At 47.7% G+C, this 16,711-nt stretch carries 17 protein-coding genes; 5 read left to right on the top strand and 12 right to left on the bottom strand.

The annotated features are described in order from the left end of the window. Window positions 1-29: 29 nt before the first annotated feature. Window positions 30-1,145 carry a radical SAM/CxCxxxxC motif protein YfkAB gene (gene yfkAB, locus KB186_RS03430; RefSeq protein ID WP_232773109.1) on the top strand — a complete coding sequence of 372 codons (1,116 nt, stop codon included), beginning with the start codon at window positions 30-32 and terminating at the stop codon, window positions 1,143-1,145. 31 nt (window positions 1,146-1,176) lie between these two features. After that, window positions 1,177-1,431 carry an alpha/beta-type small acid-soluble spore protein gene (locus KB186_RS03425; protein WP_173609747.1) on the top strand — a complete coding sequence of 85 codons (255 nt, stop codon included), beginning with the start codon at window positions 1,177-1,179 and terminating at the stop codon, window positions 1,429-1,431. A gap of 2 nt (window positions 1,432-1,433) precedes the next feature. On the opposite strand, the gene KB186_RS03420 is transcribed toward KB186_RS03425, so the two are convergent. The 5 genes from KB186_RS03420 to KB186_RS03400 form a co-directional block, all read right to left on the bottom strand. Beyond that, window positions 1,434-2,843 carry an MDR family MFS transporter gene (locus KB186_RS03420; protein WP_232773108.1) on the bottom strand — a complete coding sequence of 470 codons (1,410 nt, stop codon included), beginning with the start codon at window positions 2,841-2,843 and terminating at the stop codon, window positions 1,434-1,436. A gap of 183 nt (window positions 2,844-3,026) precedes the next feature. Beyond that, window positions 3,027-3,215: a hypothetical protein gene (locus tag KB186_RS03415; RefSeq protein ID WP_017247839.1), complete on the bottom strand. Its 189-nt coding sequence runs from the start codon at window positions 3,213-3,215 to the stop codon at window positions 3,027-3,029. A gap of 100 nt (window positions 3,216-3,315) precedes the next feature. Then, window positions 3,316-3,657, bottom strand: coding sequence for a LysM peptidoglycan-binding domain-containing protein (locus tag KB186_RS03410; RefSeq protein WP_221867216.1), 342 nt, complete (start codon window positions 3,655-3,657; stop codon window positions 3,316-3,318). Window positions 3,658-3,807: 150 nt separating this feature from the next. Further along, entirely contained in the window at window positions 3,808-5,028 is a 1,221-nt protein-coding gene (locus tag KB186_RS03405; protein WP_232773107.1) for a metal-dependent hydrolase family protein, read from the bottom strand. A gap of 167 nt (window positions 5,029-5,195) precedes the next feature. Continuing rightward, window positions 5,196-6,731 carry a fumarate hydratase gene (locus KB186_RS03400; RefSeq protein WP_173609751.1) on the bottom strand — a complete coding sequence of 512 codons (1,536 nt, stop codon included), beginning with the start codon at window positions 6,729-6,731 and terminating at the stop codon, window positions 5,196-5,198. Window positions 6,732-6,913: 182 nt separating this feature from the next. Here KB186_RS03400 and KB186_RS03395 point away from each other — a divergent pair, with 182 nt between their 5' ends. The 3 genes from KB186_RS03395 to KB186_RS03385 all read left to right on the top strand — a co-directional run bounded on the left by KB186_RS03395 (window position 6,914) and on the right by KB186_RS03385 (window position 10,401). After that, window positions 6,914-8,878, top strand: a complete 1,965-nt coding sequence (locus tag KB186_RS03395) for a beta-propeller domain-containing protein (RefSeq protein ID WP_232773106.1) — start codon at window positions 6,914-6,916, stop codon at window positions 8,876-8,878. An 80-nt stretch (window positions 8,879-8,958) separates the two neighbouring features. Continuing rightward, window positions 8,959-9,645, top strand: a complete 687-nt coding sequence (locus tag KB186_RS03390; RefSeq protein WP_173609753.1) for a tetratricopeptide repeat protein — start codon at window positions 8,959-8,961, stop codon at window positions 9,643-9,645. A gap of 108 nt (window positions 9,646-9,753) precedes the next feature. Further along, window positions 9,754-10,401, top strand: a complete 648-nt coding sequence (locus tag KB186_RS03385; protein WP_232773105.1) for a SurA N-terminal domain-containing protein — start codon at window positions 9,754-9,756, stop codon at window positions 10,399-10,401. A 52-nt stretch (window positions 10,402-10,453) separates the two neighbouring features. Here the strand turns inward: KB186_RS03385 and KB186_RS03380 are convergent, their stop codons facing one another. From KB186_RS03380 to KB186_RS03350, 7 genes are all read right to left on the bottom strand, one after another. Next, on the bottom strand, window positions 10,454-11,143 hold the full coding sequence (locus tag KB186_RS03380; protein WP_173609755.1) for an MBL fold metallo-hydrolase: 690 nt from the start codon (window positions 11,141-11,143) through the stop codon (window positions 10,454-10,456). Window positions 11,144-11,242: 99 nt separating this feature from the next. Beyond that, window positions 11,243-12,031 carry an ABC transporter ATP-binding protein gene (locus KB186_RS03375; RefSeq protein WP_173609756.1) on the bottom strand — a complete coding sequence of 263 codons (789 nt, stop codon included), beginning with the start codon at window positions 12,029-12,031 and terminating at the stop codon, window positions 11,243-11,245. 93 nt (window positions 12,032-12,124) lie between these two features. Beyond that, window positions 12,125-12,562 carry a hypothetical protein gene (locus KB186_RS03370; protein WP_048032367.1) on the bottom strand — a complete coding sequence of 146 codons (438 nt, stop codon included), beginning with the start codon at window positions 12,560-12,562 and terminating at the stop codon, window positions 12,125-12,127. Next, the gene (locus KB186_RS03365; protein WP_221867220.1) at window positions 12,559-13,389 is read right to left on the bottom strand and encodes a DUF3100 domain-containing protein; all 831 of its coding nucleotides are present in this window, start codon (window positions 13,387-13,389) and stop codon (window positions 12,559-12,561) included. Before KB186_RS03365 ends, KB186_RS03370 begins: the two co-directional genes overlap by 4 nt. Window positions 13,390-13,416: 27 nt before the next feature. Beyond that, complete coding sequence (locus KB186_RS03360) at window positions 13,417-14,592, bottom strand: amidohydrolase (protein WP_173609758.1); 1,176 nt, start codon at window positions 14,590-14,592, stop codon at window positions 13,417-13,419. A 382-nt stretch (window positions 14,593-14,974) separates the two neighbouring features. After that, window positions 14,975-16,507 (bottom strand): amino acid permease, encoded by a 1,533-nt coding sequence (locus tag KB186_RS03355; protein ID WP_173609759.1) that lies wholly within the window; start codon window positions 16,505-16,507, stop codon window positions 14,975-14,977. Window positions 16,508-16,511: 4 nt separating this feature from the next. Further along, a complete protein-coding gene (locus KB186_RS03350; protein ID WP_007724273.1) occupies window positions 16,512-16,655 on the bottom strand; it encodes a hypothetical protein in 144 nt (47 codons plus the stop codon). Window positions 16,656-16,711: the final 56 nt, after the last annotated feature.

Genomic DNA, 16,711 nt, shown 5'->3' with positions numbered 1-16,711 from the left:
TTGTACGCAGAATGAAGGAGGTTTCACAATTGATCCGCATGGTTCCAAATACACCATTAACACCTTTACACGATCCATGGGAGCCGTTGTTCAATGCGACACCCCCCGCCTATAAACTTACCAGCGTCGAGTTTACTGTAACGAATCTGTGCAATCTCCGCTGTGAGCATTGCGCGGTTGGTGATACATTGCGATACAAAGACGATCCCGCTCTCCCAGTTGATCTCATACTCCGTCGTCTCGATGAAGCAAAAGATCTGCTTACTATCAGTATAACAGGCGGAGAACCGATGTACAGCGAGCGCACCGTGAAAACTGTGATCGCGCCTATTCTACAATATGCAGCAGATCGCGGGCTGCGGACGCAAATCAACTCCAACATGTCTATGCCTTATTCTCGCTATGAATTGATCCTGCCTTACATCGATGTCATGCATATTTCGTGGAATTGGTCTACTCCCGAAGAATTCCATGATATTGTTTACGCAAAAGCACGGCAGCCGGTTTCAATCAAAAGAGCGGAAGCACAATTTCATGAGATGATGGAAAATGCCCGCAAACTCTCGGAAGCAGGTGTTTTTGTCTCAGCTGAAACGATGCTGAATCATCGCACATGGACAAAGCTCGATACCCTCCATCGTCAAATTCAGGAGATGGGCAGCAAACGACATGAGGTACACCCGATGTACGCGAGTGATTTTGCCCGTGATCTGGATGTCCTTTCACTCGATGAGCTCCGTCAAGCCATTCACCGGATGCTCGATGTGCGCAATGAAGATTTGTGGATGCTTTTCGGGACACTTCCGTTTTTCGCTTGTAGTCCTGAAGCAGCAGACAGAGAATTGATCAGCAGACTGCGCTCTGCGAAAAATGTGACGACTCGCAATGATCCAGATGGTCGCAATCGTCTAAACATCAACATTTTCACCGGCGATGTCATCGTGACCGATTTCGGGGATGTAGAGCCATTGGGCAATATTCAAACCCATCAGCTCCAGTCGATGTTTGAAAAATGGCAAGAACACACGCTGAATCAGAAGATCAATTGCTTCTGCCCTGCTGCTGGATGTGCAGGACCGAACCTGCTCGTTGCTAATACTTACTATCAGGAGACTGATTTTACTCTGCGCAAAGCACTCGTTTAATGGGGCACACTAGGGCGTGAGGTGATCTATCATGAGCAGACGCAAACGCCCTCTCGTACCCGAGGCGAGAAAAGGGCTGGACGCCCTAAAAGCGCAGGTTGCAGATGTTGCTGATCCCGCGCAGGCCAAATTCGAGGTCGCAGAAGAAATTCATGTTCCATTGCATCCCGGCTACAATGGACAGTTAACCTCTCACGATGCTGGTCGAATCGGAGGACGCTTGGGCGGCAGTATGGTCAGAGAGATGGTTCGGATGGCAATGGAAGGTATGAATAAAAAACCGTAATCCTATTGTTTGGGAACCCCGCTATTTGATGAATGCGAATGGCGGGGTTCTTTGTCGAGCAAGCGAGTATTACCAAGTCGGATACTGGCTATCAAACTGATTCCAATCAGAAACAAGCCAGTGATAAAGACGTCGTGCAAAGCTTCGCTAAACACCAGACCTTCCCGCATCCGCCATTCTACGATGCTCCCCAACACGCTAACTCCAATCGTCCCCCCGATGGAACGAAATAATTGCGATGTCGACATGGCAACACCTCGATCTTGCGGTTTTACAGCGCTATGTGCTGCTGTACCGAGTGCCGGATAGATCGTCCCCATGCCTAGACCTGTGACAATCAGGTAGCTGACGAGCTGTGTGTTGGTTGTCCCTACATCCATCGTGCTCAGAAGGAAAAAGCCTGTCGCCATGATGAGCAAGCTGGGAATCAGAATCGCCCGAAATGAAGCTTTTGCCATCCATCTTCCCCCAAGCGTCGAAGAAATCGCTGCGGACAGCATGAGTGGCACTAAAAGGAAACCAGCCTCTGACGGACTCGCACCGCGTACCTCTTGGACGAACAAAGGGATGTATGCGATTGCCCCAAACAAAGCGGCACTCACAAAGAATCCTGCGAGGTTGCCATATCCAATGGCCGGAATGCGGAATAGGGACAACGGAAGCAGGGGCTCCTTTGCTTTGGTTTCAATCCAGATGAACAGACCGAGAAATAAGATGCCCGCACCCCCTAACCCGATCTTGTATTCCCTGCTCTCCATGACAAGGGACAACAAGATGAGAATGATGGCTGTACTTAAGCTAGTCGCCCCATACCAGTCGATGACAGGCTTCTTATCATATTGCCGCTGATCTCGAAAGGCTAGGGCAATGATCAAAATGGAAGCGATACCGATGGGAAGGTTGATAAAGAAGATCCATCCCCATGACAGATGCTCCACGATAATTCCTCCAATGGTGGGACCGAGTATACTCGTTATGGCAAAGACAGCTCCGAAAAGCCCTTGAAATTTGCCCCTCTTTTCGGGTGGATACAGCTCACCCACAATAATGAACGCAACCGGCATTAATGCCCCGGCGCCCAAGCCTTGGATTCCTCTCGCTGCAATAAGACCCGTCATGGAATTCGCCATGCCGCACAGAAGAGATCCTGAGAGAAACAGAAACAACCCGATCAAATACATTTTTCTCGGCCCAAACAAGTCTGCCATTTTCCCATAGATGGGCATGCTCGTGGTCGATGTGAGCATATAAATGGCGAACACCCAGCTATAAAGAGACAGACCTCCCAGCTCTTTCGTAATTGTCGGCATGGCTGTTGAGACAATCGTCTGATCCAACGATGACAAGACTAACCCCATCAGCACTCCACCCGTGACTAAGTCTACGCGACGCTTTTCCTTTTCCATCTCCATCGCACTCCCCTTTTTGAAGTCAGTTGATAACAGCTCCAAAAATATAAGGGATTTCCCAAAAAAAGAGTAGACTTTTTCTTTCAGTTGAGTTATTCTGATGATAGAGTCTGCCCCTAGGAACAACGGATGAAATTAAAAATAAAAACCGCCTCCATGATGGACGCGGTTTTTTTGTTTTGCCATTCATCTCAGCTTGTCGAGCTTTTTGGCACTTGCCTTACGAGGTCCAAGCATCGCCTTACCTATATTGCCCACTTTGTTTACAGAGTCAAAAACTTGGTCGATCACATCCACCAGCTCTCGAATCTGCACTACTTTTCCATAGACGCCCATGAAATGGTGTCGGACGTTTTTTCCATTTAACCCTAGCATGGCCGCACCTCCTCTTAATCCTCTCGTATTACTTTATGCAGGATCAGGCGAAGGGGAAATTGCGAAATGCGGAAAATTATTCGTCCCTCTATCCAGCTGCTTAGCGTGGACGAGGCGTGCCGGTCGGACGTGGGCGCGGAGGTTGTGTTGGCGTAATGGCCCGCTCCAGACGAGTGACACGGTTCTCCAATCGATCTACTCGATTATCCAGCCTACGATAGTCTTCGCGCAGCGCATCTACTCGGTTCTCCAGTCGATTCAAACGACGCTCGACATCCCCACCAGGAGTTGGTGTCGGAGTAATTGGGATGTACAAATTTTGCCCCACGTAAATGTAGTAAGGATAGGCGATATTATTCACGCGGATCAATTCCTGAACGGATACACCAAAACGAGCCGCAATGCTGTTCAGCGTATCTCCCGAACGGACTACATAGTTCACGAATCTCACTCCTTTTTTCTGTGATCATTCGTTATTAACCTATGCCCGCCCTGGTACACGCGCAATAAACCAATACCCATTTTGGCTTAAAATAGTCAAACACCCAGTACAAACGCCGTTACAAACCTGGAAGTGCAAGGCTTAGCCCCATTAACACTTTGAATAGACTGTCGCACCCTCAAGTAACACTTCTTCTACTTGCTTCAATACCTCTATCTCTTGTAATGGATCACCTTTTACCACAAGCAAATCTGCAAAATAACCTGGCGCTAACGTACCAATCTTACTTCCTTGATCCAGCACCTCGGCAGCGTTTTGAGTAGCAGCCTGGATCGCCCGAATTGGCTCCATCCCCAGCTCCACCATCAGTTTAATCTCTTCTGCCACAGGTGTAATCGGATAGCCTTCCAATACAATATCCGTACCCGTAGCGATCTTTACACCTGTATTTATCAATCGTGCGAAGTTCTCCCGGTACGCCTTTTCCGATTCGATGAAAAAAGCTCCCTGCTCAATAAGCCCTTCGCTCAATATGCCTTGATTTGCCTGTTGCTGCTCATTCCAAATATGCTTGTAATAATCAGCAATCTGGAAGAAGGTGACCATGGTCGGTACCCATACGAGTCCTTTTTCTTTCATCTGTTCTGCCTGTTCGACGGTCATAAACGTTGCATGCTCGATCGTATCAAATCCCGCATCAATCGCCATCTGGATCGCCGGTTGGAGCGAGGCATGCACACAGCATTTTCGTCCCAAGCGATGAGATTCATCAACCGCCGCATCCAACTCCTCTTGTGTGAACTCCGGCGTTGGTGTACGATGACTCGTCATGAGCTTGATCCAGTCTGCACCTGCTCTCACTTGTTCACGAACGGCTGTGCGCACTTCCCACGGACCGTTTGCTTCTCTGAGGGCACCCTCTAATTGCCAGCCGTGCCCCCCGGTCATAATAATCCCTTGGTTAACCTGAAAAAGACGAGGGGACACAATGAACTTGTTCTTGGCTGCCAGTTTCAGTGTACTGCACAATCCATCCGGTGCTGCTACATCGCGGATCGTCGTGACCCCCAAAGAAAGTGCTTCTTTCAAGTTCGCTGTCGCAAGTAACGCCACGAGTCCATCGTTGTTGCGATACTCAGCGGAATCTGGTTTGCTCCACCAATACCCGATGTGAACATGTAAATCGATCAAACCCGGTAAAATGGAACATCCGCTGTACCGCTTTACTTCTCCTCCCGAAATGGAATCTGTAAGCTCCGCTTCTGTCCCTACTGCTACAATCTTTCCTCGCCCATCAATCCCGACAGCGCCTTGTTCGATTACATGCTCTCCATCTCCGATAATGACGCGATCAGCAATCAACCATTTCATTCCTGTCCCCCCTGTCAAAAATGAAAATTCATCTGTCCGCAATCGTGGTTAGTTCCTCGAAAGTTCATCATTTATCCGACTATTTCCTTCTCCTCTTCCGCCTAGTTTGAAAAAAAAGCCTCTGGGAGCACGTGAAGTGCGCCAGAGGCTTTCGTGTTTTACATTTCTTATTTAAATACAGGTGCTGCAAACTGAGCCAATTTCTCTGCAGAAGACTTTTCCACATCCGCGTGCAAGCTGTTGCCATGAGCATCCATGGTGACGATTGCTGCGAAGCCTTTTACGCGCAGGTGCCACATCGCTTCTGGAATACCGAATTCCATGAAGTCGACACCTTCTACTTTTTCCAAGCATTCTGCGTAATACTGGGCCGCTCCACCAATCGCATTTAAGTACACAGCGCCATGCTCGTTCAATGCTTTCAGGGTTTTCGCACCCATTCCGCCTTTTCCGATAACGGCACGGATTCCGAATTTCTTGATGATTTCGCCTTGGTAAGGCTCCTCGCGAATGGAGGTAGTCGGGCCAGCCGCTTTTACATGCCACTCGCCTGCTTCGTCCTTCAGCATGACCGGACCGCAATGGTAGATGATGCCACCGTTCAGGTCCACTGGGCAGTCATGATCCATCAGGTAGCTATGCAGGGCGTCGCGTCCTGTGTGCATTTCACCATTGATAATGACCACATCGCCCACTCGCAGGCTGCGGATTTGTTCTTCAGAGATTGGCGCTTCCAGAACAACCTCGCGGCGTTTTTCGCCCGCATCGTCCGTAGCTGCTACCGGGGACAAGTCCATCGCCACTTCTTCATCTTTATACAGATAACGGAGAATTTCGCCAGTCTCCGGATTCAGGCGAACACCTTGACGGCGGAATGCCCAGCAGTTGTACGCAACGGATACGAAAAAGCTTGCTGGCAGGCGGTTTTCCACGCCGATTTTGCAGCCGAGCAAAGTCGAGTTACCACCAAAGCCCATGGTTCCGATTCCGAGTTGGTTCGCTGTTTCCATGATGTAGTCTTCCAAAGCAGCAAGTTCAGCAATTGGATTCACATCGTCCACTTTGCGGAACAATTGATGCTTCGCCAGTGCATAACCGGAGGTGCGATCCCCACCGATTCCTACGCCGATGAAGCCGGCACTACAGCCTTGTCCTTGCGCTTGGTAGACGGCATGCAAAATGCACTTGCGGATACCATCCAGGTTGCGGCCCACTTTGCCCAGGCCTTCGAGCTCACAGGGCAGGGAGTACTGGATGTTCTTGTTCTCACAGCCGCCGCCTTTGAGAATCAGCTTGATCTCGATTTCATTCTCTTCCCATTGCTCGAAGTGAATGACAGGCGTACCTGGTCCGAGGTTGTCCCCTGTGTTTGCACCCGTCAAGGAATCTACGGAGTTGGAACGCAGCTTACCTGTTTTGGTTGCTTCTGCAATCATTTCTTTGATCGCTTGTTTAATGATCAGTTGGTTGACTCCAACCGGAGTTTTCACTTCGAATGTAGGCATCCCCGTATCTTGACAGATCGGAGAAACATTTTCTTCTGCCATGACGACGTTTTGCGCAATCGTAGACAAAGACAGCGCTGCACGAGTGCCAAGATCCTCTTTCACTTTAGCTGCATTGACGGCACGACGCACGTCTGGTGGTAGATTCGTAGAAGTATCCGTGATGAGTTCCAGAATGCTTTGCTTCAAGTTTTCCATCTATGACGCCCCTTTTGACGTAGTGGTGTAAATGGTAGCATAAACCGCCTATTATTATAGCACACGCTCCCCCACCTGTCCGTAGATTGCTGCCCAAAGAGTGTGTGAAACATTCCGTAAACGTGCGTCGTCTTATTACCGACAGCAAATTTTGGCAAGAAGCAGATACGAGGGGGATTAAAATGAAAAGAACATTTGCCGGGCTTCTCGCCTCCGTGATGGTGGTGACCGCTATACCCTTCCTGTTCACAACAGGTACAATTGCGGAGCCTGCCGTTCAAGCCGCAGCAACTACAGAAGAGTTGCCAGTAGTCGGTTCCTATGCGGAGCTAAAAAAGCTCATCCAATCATCAGACTTGGACAGCTATCATTACGGCACCTTGGAAACGACTGCCGCTATGCCAGCAGCCGCACCTAACACAGCCAACAAAGTAGCGGACACTTCCGGCGGCGCTGCTCGCGGTGATTTTTCCACAACGAATACACAAGTGCAGGGCGTAGATGAAGCAGATATCGTCAAATCAGACGGAACTTATCTTTATCAATCCACGCAGGATGAGGTACGCATCATCAAAGCATATCCAGCCACCGAGATGAAGGTCGCAAGCCGTATCAGCTATGACAATGGAAAATTCGTACCGCAAGAAATGTACGTAGACGATCGGAGACTCATCGTCATCGGGCAAGCGGATGAGAACATCTCTTATCCTCCTGGTTCTGCTTCCAAAAGAGGCATCCCCCGTTTCCAAAGCATGCAGTCCGTGAAAACCATGATCTACGATATTTCGGACAAAAAACAACCTCGGCTCATTCGTCAACTGGAGCTGGAAGGCCAGTACATGTCGTCCCGCAAAATCGGCGCGAGCCTGTACGTGACAGCCAATCATTACATGGATACGTATCGTATTCTGCAAGAGAAAGCGGAAGTGCCAGGCCCAACGTATAAAGACAGCGCCCATGATAATCAATACCAAACCATTCCCTACAGCGAGATTCGTTACTTCCCGGATCATTTTCGTCCCGAGTATTTGATCGTCACTGGCGTGAATCTGGATGATTCGAAAGAAAAGATGTCACTGCATACGTATCTCGGCGCTGGCGAGAACATCTATGCATCCACCAAAAATCTGTATGTAGCCGTCACTCAGAACAATGCCGCCCAGCCAGTAGCCGTTAAGCAAAAAGGAGTACCAACTCCTTTCGTTGCACCTCCCATTGAGTCTGATACAACCATTTATCGTTTTGCCATGAACAAGGGAGACATTCAGTATACGGGAAAAGGGTCGGTGCCTGGACGCATTCTGAATCAGTTTTCTATGGATGAAAACGACGGTTATTTCCGAATCGCCACCACGAGCGGGAACATGTGGCGAGACGATGAGCTTACGTCCAAAAACAATTTGTATGTACTGAACAACAAACTCGAGATATTCGGCAAGCTGGAAGGCATCGCTCCTGGAGAACGCATTTACTCTGTCCGTTTCATGGGAGATCGCGTCTACATGGTCACCTTCAAAAAAGTCGATCCGCTGTTCGTTCTCGATCTGAAGAAGCCTTCTGCGCCAAGCGTACTGGGTGCTCTGAAAATTCCAGGTTACAGCGACTATTTACACCCGTATGATGAAAACCATATCATCGGTTTTGGCAAAGAGGCAGAATCTGATAAAGACTGGGCGTACTACCAAGGGATGAAAATTGCCCTCTTTGACGTCAGTGATGTAACCAAACCGAAGGAAAAGTTCAAGACGGTTATCGGGGACAGGGGGACGGACTCCGAGCTATTGCACAATCACAAGGCTCTGCTGTTCTCCAAAGAAAAAAATCTGCTAGCCTTCCCTGTATCCGTCCACGAACGTACAGCTGAACAAAAAGCCAAAAACGATATGCGCGAGTACGGCCACTTTACTTTCCAAGGTGCCTACGTATATCGGCTTGATCTGCAAAAAGGATTTCAACTGAAAGATCAGATCACCCATCTGTCGAAGGAAGATGTTGCGAAAGCAGGCGAAGGCTGGTACGACAGCTCCAGTAACATTAAACGGATACTTACGATTGGCGACACGCTCTATACCGTTTCTGACGATTACGTCAAAACGCTGCAGCTCTCTACCCCCAAAAAAGAGAATATCTTGCCATTGGCGAAATAGCGGTAATGCTCTGTCATGCGGACAGGTTCTGTGCTAAGATGGGGTAATAGATGCAGCGTAAATAGAGAGGGTGTCACTACGTGGAGTATTTGAGTTTTAATTTGACATCGACGCTGGCAGGGATTGCGGCTGTGCTGTTGGTTATGTTTATTCGCCTGCACTGGCCCTTCCGCTTTCAGTACATGGCCAATCTTTTCAAACGTCGTTTGAATATTCGATTGCGCTGGCTGGAGGCTTCCTATCGGAAGAACCGTTCCCGTGCTGTCGCTATGCTGGATAAATCAACCCATGAAATCATGCTTGGCAACTATGAAATGGCCGAAAAATATATCGTTCAAGGAATCAACGTCTGCAAAGAACGACCAACGTTATTCAATCAAGCGATGATTCACTACTTGTTTTACAACTTGGCGATCGTCTACTATTCCTCCGAACGATACAACGAATCATTGGAAGTGGCGTTTCGTATTTACCAGCGTGATCAGGGAATGATTGATTCCTTAGCTCTTATTGCCTGCTCGCACGCCCGCCTGGGTGAAGTAGAGAGTGCGATAGAAGCTTACCAGCTGATCGCAAGCAAACGATCGGCAAAAGACTGGAAGCTCTTCTGCTTGGCAGAGATTGAAGCTGCCAAAGGAAATTATGAGCGAGCCCTTTCCCATCTGAAGCAATTGATGGACAAATCAGCCAGTCTTTTGGATCTGAATCAAACCGTACTGGAAAAACGCTTGGAAGAGTGGAAAAAAGCCTCTACACAAGCCAGCTAATCGATTGACGACCGCACATTGCTTTATGTGTGCGGTTTTTATTTTCCGCTTCCCGTAACGCTGCTCTATGCACAGTCGTATTACTATCAAGAAAGCGAGGTATTTTTCATGAAAAAATTCAATGTATCTATACTTGCTGCCTCAGCACTTGTACTCGGTCTCGCTGTAGCGGGCTGTACACCTGGAAAAGATTCTGCATTCTCTGCGGATAACCCTGTTGCCAAAATTGGTAATGTGACGATCACGCAAGAGCAACTGTACGACAAAATGAAAAAAGATGCTGGCAAGCGTATCATGGCTGATATCATCACCTTGGAGCTGTACAAACAGGAAGGCGCTGCACGAGGAGTTACTGTAACCGATCAAGAACTCGATGCGCGTGTGAACCCAGTCAAAGAAAAAATGGGATCACCAGAAAGATTCCAAGAGTATTTGAAGGAAAAGCAAATGACTGAGCAAGAGCTCCGTGAAGGCGTGCGCGCTGTTATGCTACGGGACAAGCTGTTCGAGAAGGATAACCCGATCACCGAAGAACAAATCAAGGAATACTATGAGAAAAACAAAGATAAGTTCGAGGGAACATTTGAACAAGCTCGCCCGAAAGTGATCGAAAAAGTAAAATCCAGAAACAAACGAAATAATATGGATAAATGGATCGATGAATTGTATAAAAAGCATAACGTCCAAATCATGGATAAAGATTTAGAAAAAGAAAAATCAGTGGAAGAAGAAGAAACAACAACTTCCAGCAAGTAATGCAAAAAGACTTGTGCAAGCCGGCAATGAGCGGCACACAAGTCTTTTTTCGTTACGGACGAGCAATCGCAATCAACTCTTGCAAAAACTCCTTGATTTCGCCTTGAAGAATAGGGCCATGACCAGTGGCTAAATACTCAATGGGCCAATCCTGCAAAATCTCCAAGCCCTCCGTAAACTCCGCTGCTCGCTCTGGTTCACGTGCTACCCATTGCTTCAAGTGTTCTTGATAAGCTGTCCGACAGTCCACTTCTCCTCCAACGATTTGGCCGAGTTCTGTGTTTTCAAAACATAAATGATCGCCAACAAAGCATATTTTCGACTGGGGATCAAAGAAGGCAACGGAGCCTTCTGTATGAAAGGAAAGCTGTCGGAAACGCAGAGAAGGCAGATCTCCCCCACTACCTGTAAACGTATGGCCGAATAGCGTCTGTGAAAAATCGTCCAGTTCGTAATAATCGTCGAGGTGAATCCAATTGTTTCGAGAAGGGAACATATCGGCATTTCCAATATGATCAGCATGTCGATGAGTGAAGTAGACATATTCCGTTCGATCTGGCTTGACCCCGATCTCTTCCAACGCCTGTTGAAAAAATGAGCGTTGCTTGCGCTGGTGAGAATCAATCAATACAAAGGCATTCCCTTGTTTGATCACATAGCTGTTCACGTAGCTATTCCACGCTTCCTCATAGGTGATGATCGCCCAGGTGGAGTCTGTGATTGGTGCAATCACATTGTTCATGCCTCCATCTCTCCTCTCCTCCCAGATACAATTTCTTATTGCTATTATACACAATCATGCACAACCGTGCTGACTCGTGCCCAAACTTATCCTACACGATCAAACTTTCGCCTCTTCCCCTAAGCTGACCCAAGATCTTCCTTGCGAGCGTTGAATGTGAACCGGTACGCCGAAAAAGCTTGTCAGACGTTCAGCCGTCAGGACCTCATCTGTTTTTCCAGCTTGGTCTACTTCTCCCGCTTTTAACAGTAAGGTATGCGTGAAGCAAGGCAAAATCTCTTCGATGTGATGGGTGACATAAATGAGCGTGGGCCCATTTGGCTGTTTGGCGATTTGTTCAATCATGGCCAACAGCTGCTCTCTTGAAAGCAAGTCCAGTCCAGTGCAAGGCTCGTCCAGAATGAGTAATTGAGGGGAAGCCATCAACGCACGCGCAATCAGTACTTTTTGTCTCTCCCCTTGCGATAAAGCGGCAAAACGTCTGTTTTTCAATGCACGGCATCCAAATGTATCAAGTAAATCCGACGCTTTCTCTACGTCTGCCTCCTCTGGAACGGAATACAAGCCGATGGTTGCCTCTCGACCACTCAAGACGACACGGAGTGCGGTTTCATGCTCGTGAAGCTGTGCCATCAGCGCCGTGCTTACCCAGCCGATTGATTTACGTACCTCGCGCAAATCGACTGTTCCGTAAAGATTGCCTAATACACTGACCTCCCCCTTTGTCGGCCATACATAGCCACAAATGATATTCAGCAGACTGGTTTTACCAGAGCCGTTTAAACCGACTAAACACCAATGCTCCTTGTCTTGCACTTGCCAGACAATGTCTCGCAAAATGGTTGTTTCATCTCTTTGCCAGGTAACCTTTCTTACATCAATGATCATACTCTCTCCACTCCTAAATTTAACAGTTGTATGTGCAAAGAACCTCCATGGCATATGGAAGCACACGGAGGCCCTAACACAAAAACAGTTTCGTTAAAATTTGCCTTGAATCTTGAATACAATCTCCGCAAACAACGTAGCGAATAGGAACGTGCCGGTAAAGACGACGAGAGACACCACTACGATACGCCAGCTAAGCTGTTTGAATAGATGAACGTCTTTTCCAAGAGACAGACCCGCATAGGCGAGAATCGGAGTGGCCAGTGCGAGCAGATTGATCTTGGCAATCGCAGCAGCCGTATATTCATTCCCTGGAAAAAACGGGGATGTCGCAAGCATCGCAAACAAAGAAATCCAAACAATGACGGGGGATTTGAACGGCAGAATGCGAGTAAAGCCCATTCCGATCAACGTAATGACCGCCAAGAGCAAAATACCTGGCAAAGATTCCATGAATGGTACTTTATAACCGATCCAGTTACCGATAAGAGCAATGAAGCCAATGATAAAAATCGTCAAGATTTGATTCATGCGCTTTTTCTCCCCCCTTCTGCTTCAGAAGAAGCGCCTTTGCGTCCAATGATTGGCTCAAGCCATGCGTACAGCTTTTGTGTAACCGGCAAGGAGAAGAAGATACATACGTACGTTCCGACGATACTCATCATCAAGTTTGCCGCTCCGGAATAAAAGGCAATGTCTTTTTGCGCTTCCGGGAAAATAACAGCCAATGAACCTGTTGCTGCAGCCATCATACTACCGGAACCAACTGCTGCTCCCATCGCCAGAGAAATCGGGTGAAACAACCCGCTGCTTCCTAAAATACTTGCAAGAATCGACATATAAATGGCACCAAACAAAGTTCCGCAAATATATACGCCCAGCGCGCCGCGAGCTTCGGCAGAGTTTGCTCCAAACTTATCTACAATAATCGCCAAGTTTGGTTCGCGGTCGAGAGAATAAGTCGCCCCAATTGCTTCGCGCTTCAGACCCAGCCACAATGCGATTGGCAGGCCAAGCGCGATTGTCCCTACAATGTGTCCCATTTCTTGAACAATCAAGGATACACCAGAGCCGAGTAGCTTAGGCAGCTCAGGACCGATATTGGCTCCCAGCTTCGCAATAAAGATTAAAAACGAAACGCCCAAAATATTGGCTGCGACGTTCATTTCTTTTTCACTCAAAAATTTGAACTTGGGCCAACTAATTGCCCCGCCTAAAACGAGCGCGTAAAGCATCGGAAACAGAGCGATAACCCCGATGCCAATACTGATTTTTTTTGTCCCGATAAATTCTGTCAATGCGACGAGAATCAGTACGAGAAAATGCAGCTTGTACTCATTGACGCGTGCCTCTGCCATACGACATCCCCCTCATTCTATCTCGCTCTACTCCATGACGACTTTTTGAGCTGCCCGAACAAACAACTCCACACCGCGTACCATTGCATCCTCATCAAAATCAAAGCGTGGATGGTGATGCGGATACGTAAAGCCCTTGTCCGGATTGCCAGCACCCAATTGAATAAAACAGCCCGGAGCTTTTTTCAAATACTCAGAGAAATCTTCACCCGGCATCAAAGGATCAATGTAAATAATCTCTTCTTCTCCCCAACGCTCGCGGATGGTATCCTCCATCAGCTTCGTCACCTGCTTGTCGTTGACAACGGACGTGTAGCCATGTGAGAACGTGAATTCATAACTTGCGCCATGCGCTTCCGTAATTCCTTTGACAATTCGTTCAATCCACATCGGTATATTTTTGCGAATCTCCGCATCGAAGCAGCGTGTGGAGCCCGTCAGTGTCATCGAATCTGGAATGATGTTATAAGCAGTCCCAGCATTCAGCATCGTCACCGAAATAACGACCTTGTCCAACGCACTCACATTGCGGGATACAATTTGTTGTAGGCCAGTAATAACCTGTGCCCCAATGACGATCGGGTCAACAGATGCTTCCGGTTGCGAGGAGTGCCCGCCTTTTCCTTGAATCTTGATATCAAAGCGATCTGTCGATGAAGTAAGTGCCCCGTAAAGAACACCAAATTTCCCGACAGGCATGTATGATGCCAAATGAATGCCGATAATCGAATCCAGACCGTCCGCTGCACCAGCTCTTACGATTTCAGCAGCCCCACCCGGCGGCAACTCCTCGGCATGCTGGAAGAAGAAACGAACCTCACCTTTTATTTGATCCTTGTACTGGGACAAAATTTTTGCGGCTCCCAACAGCATTGCTGTATGGCCGTCATGTCCGCACGCGTGCATCACACCAGCTTTGCCTGATGCATATGGCACATCATTTTCTTCATGGATAGGGAGAGCATCAATGTCAGCGCGAATGCCAAGAACTTTTCCTGGCTGTGATCCGATCAGTCGAGCGACCACACTCGTTTTGGTTGGCCGCGAAAGCTCTAAATTCCCGAAAGATTGCAACGTTTCGTAAATAAATTGGGACGTCTTCTCCTCTTCAAACGACAATTCTGGATGCTGATGGAGATATCGTCGCCATGAAATTACCTGCTCAGCTACCTCATCCGCCCATTTCTTCGTTTCCAAACTCACACAATCACTCCTTTTTTTGCTTTCTTCCTCAACATTTTCCGAGTCAGTTAAGTTTAACTAAAAAAAATATCGTTTTGTGAATTCTATCACGGAACGATGAAAATAACAAATGTCCATTCCACAAGGACAAAGTTGTCGAATCTACATCTGTTGCTGTCTATTTATTTGTTATTTTAGAATTTTCCATCGACAATGTCCATGTAAAATATACTATTTGGAACAATAAAAACATTTATACTGCTAAATTGGGAGCTTTTTTGAAAGCAATTCGAAAATTGCCCTTATTCGTTATGCAAAACCGTTCTTCGCGAAAAAAAGCCCCTATGCCATTACTGACATAAGGGAGGCTCTTCGCATTCCGTGCACCGGAAATTCTTTTCTATTAGGAGTCCCGAAATTTTGCTTCCTGACGTTTAATGTCTTCCTCCGAATTGCCCAGCGCAGCTTGCGGGCCCCTGAAATGCTTCCGGTAATAAGCCAAATCCATGATGAGAAGCACTAAAAACATAACTATCAAGGCATACCCCGCTGTCTGATTGGGTGGAATCACCATCATAATCGAGATGAAGACGATCCAAATCAAGCTCAACACATTAATGGGTTTACTCCAGTTCCCCAGATGCCAGGGACCGTAATGCTTCCGCTGAAAAAGTCCTCTTGATTCCGCCCGGAGCTTGAGGTACAACGGAATCCCGTAAGCGACATATAACCCAACGACACTTACCGCTGTAAGAAATGCCAAGGTGGTATACGACGTGTTCGGATTGATGCTTTTCACGATGTAATCGAACAAGGCAAGCGCAAAGGAAAGAATGATAACCAGCCAAATTGCTTTTGCCGGCGTTCTGTATTTGGTCGAAATTTCTGCCCACTGATGGCTCCACGGCATTCCTTTGTCACGTGAAAACGCATACAACATTCGCGAAAAGGAAGTAATCGACGCCAAGCCACAAAACCACATCGCAAAGGTAACCAGCCACAGCACCACCGAACCAAATGCGCCGCCTAATGCCTCGCTAATCACATAAATAAATGCATTTTCCGCTTCACTCGCAGCCGCTGCGTTTTTGATAGATAAGGTGACAAAAGCAAGCATGATAAATCCAAAAATAAAGGAAAAGGCCACAGACGTATAAATCCCCCAAGCAGCACGAACGCGGGGGTTAATTGTTTCTTCAATCGTATGCGCCGATGCATCATAGCCAGTAAACGTCCACTGCGCCTGTAACAACCCAATTAAAAAAGCAATCACGTACGGTTTTTCTGAAAAGGTTTGACCGACTTGAAAGAGGTAATCAAGCGGTTGCAAATCATGACGGGAGAAAAAGACGAGGCTTCCGACGAGTATGACGACGACGCCAATATGGTACCAAGCGGAGAAGTCATTTAACCGGGCAACGAGTCGAATTCCAATGTGGTTAAACGTACCGTGTAAAAGGAGTGTAATCCCGAATAGAATTAATGTGGTCGTTTCTGTTGAGGTATAACCAAATGCACTCGCGAGCAGCGGGTCCGCGAACAAAGAGAACGAATAGTCAATGCCCGCGACAATCCCGATTTGGCCGATGAGATTGATCCACGCTGTGTACCAGCCCCACCGTTTGCTACCTAAAATAGCTGCCCAGTGATACAACGCTCCGGCTGTAGGGATCGCAGATGCGAGTTCAGACATCGATGCTGCAATCAAGATGACGAATAACGCAACCAAGGTCCATCCGAAGCCCATCATGCCAGAACCGCCATACAGTAAACCATGCCCGTACAAGGATACTGCACCAGTCAAAATAGAGATAATCGAAAATGAGATCGCAAAGTTCGAAAAGCCACCCATATCCCTCAGTAATTCCTGCGCATAACCAAACTTGTTCAGGTCTCTCTTGTCCTCGAGCAATTGCTGTTCTTTTTCCTGCTGCATTTCGTTATCCCTCCCTCTCTGCTTGGGAACCGATAAAGCTCTCATGCGCGCTTTCATCAAATTGCCGGACGCTTTCGTTTGCCCGATACCCAATGGCAATCGCAACTCCAATGGTAAACAGCAATAAGATGACACCTAGAGCCAGCATTCTCTCCCTCCTTTCGTCCCTCATGCAATTCCTTGACAAGTTAGCAGGAATAGTAC

This window comes from Brevibacillus sp. AF8 (assembly GCF_021270385.1).
Lineage (GTDB): Bacteria > Bacillota > Bacilli > Brevibacillales > Brevibacillaceae > Brevibacillus.
This window is presented reverse-complemented; position numbering and strand designations above follow the sequence as displayed.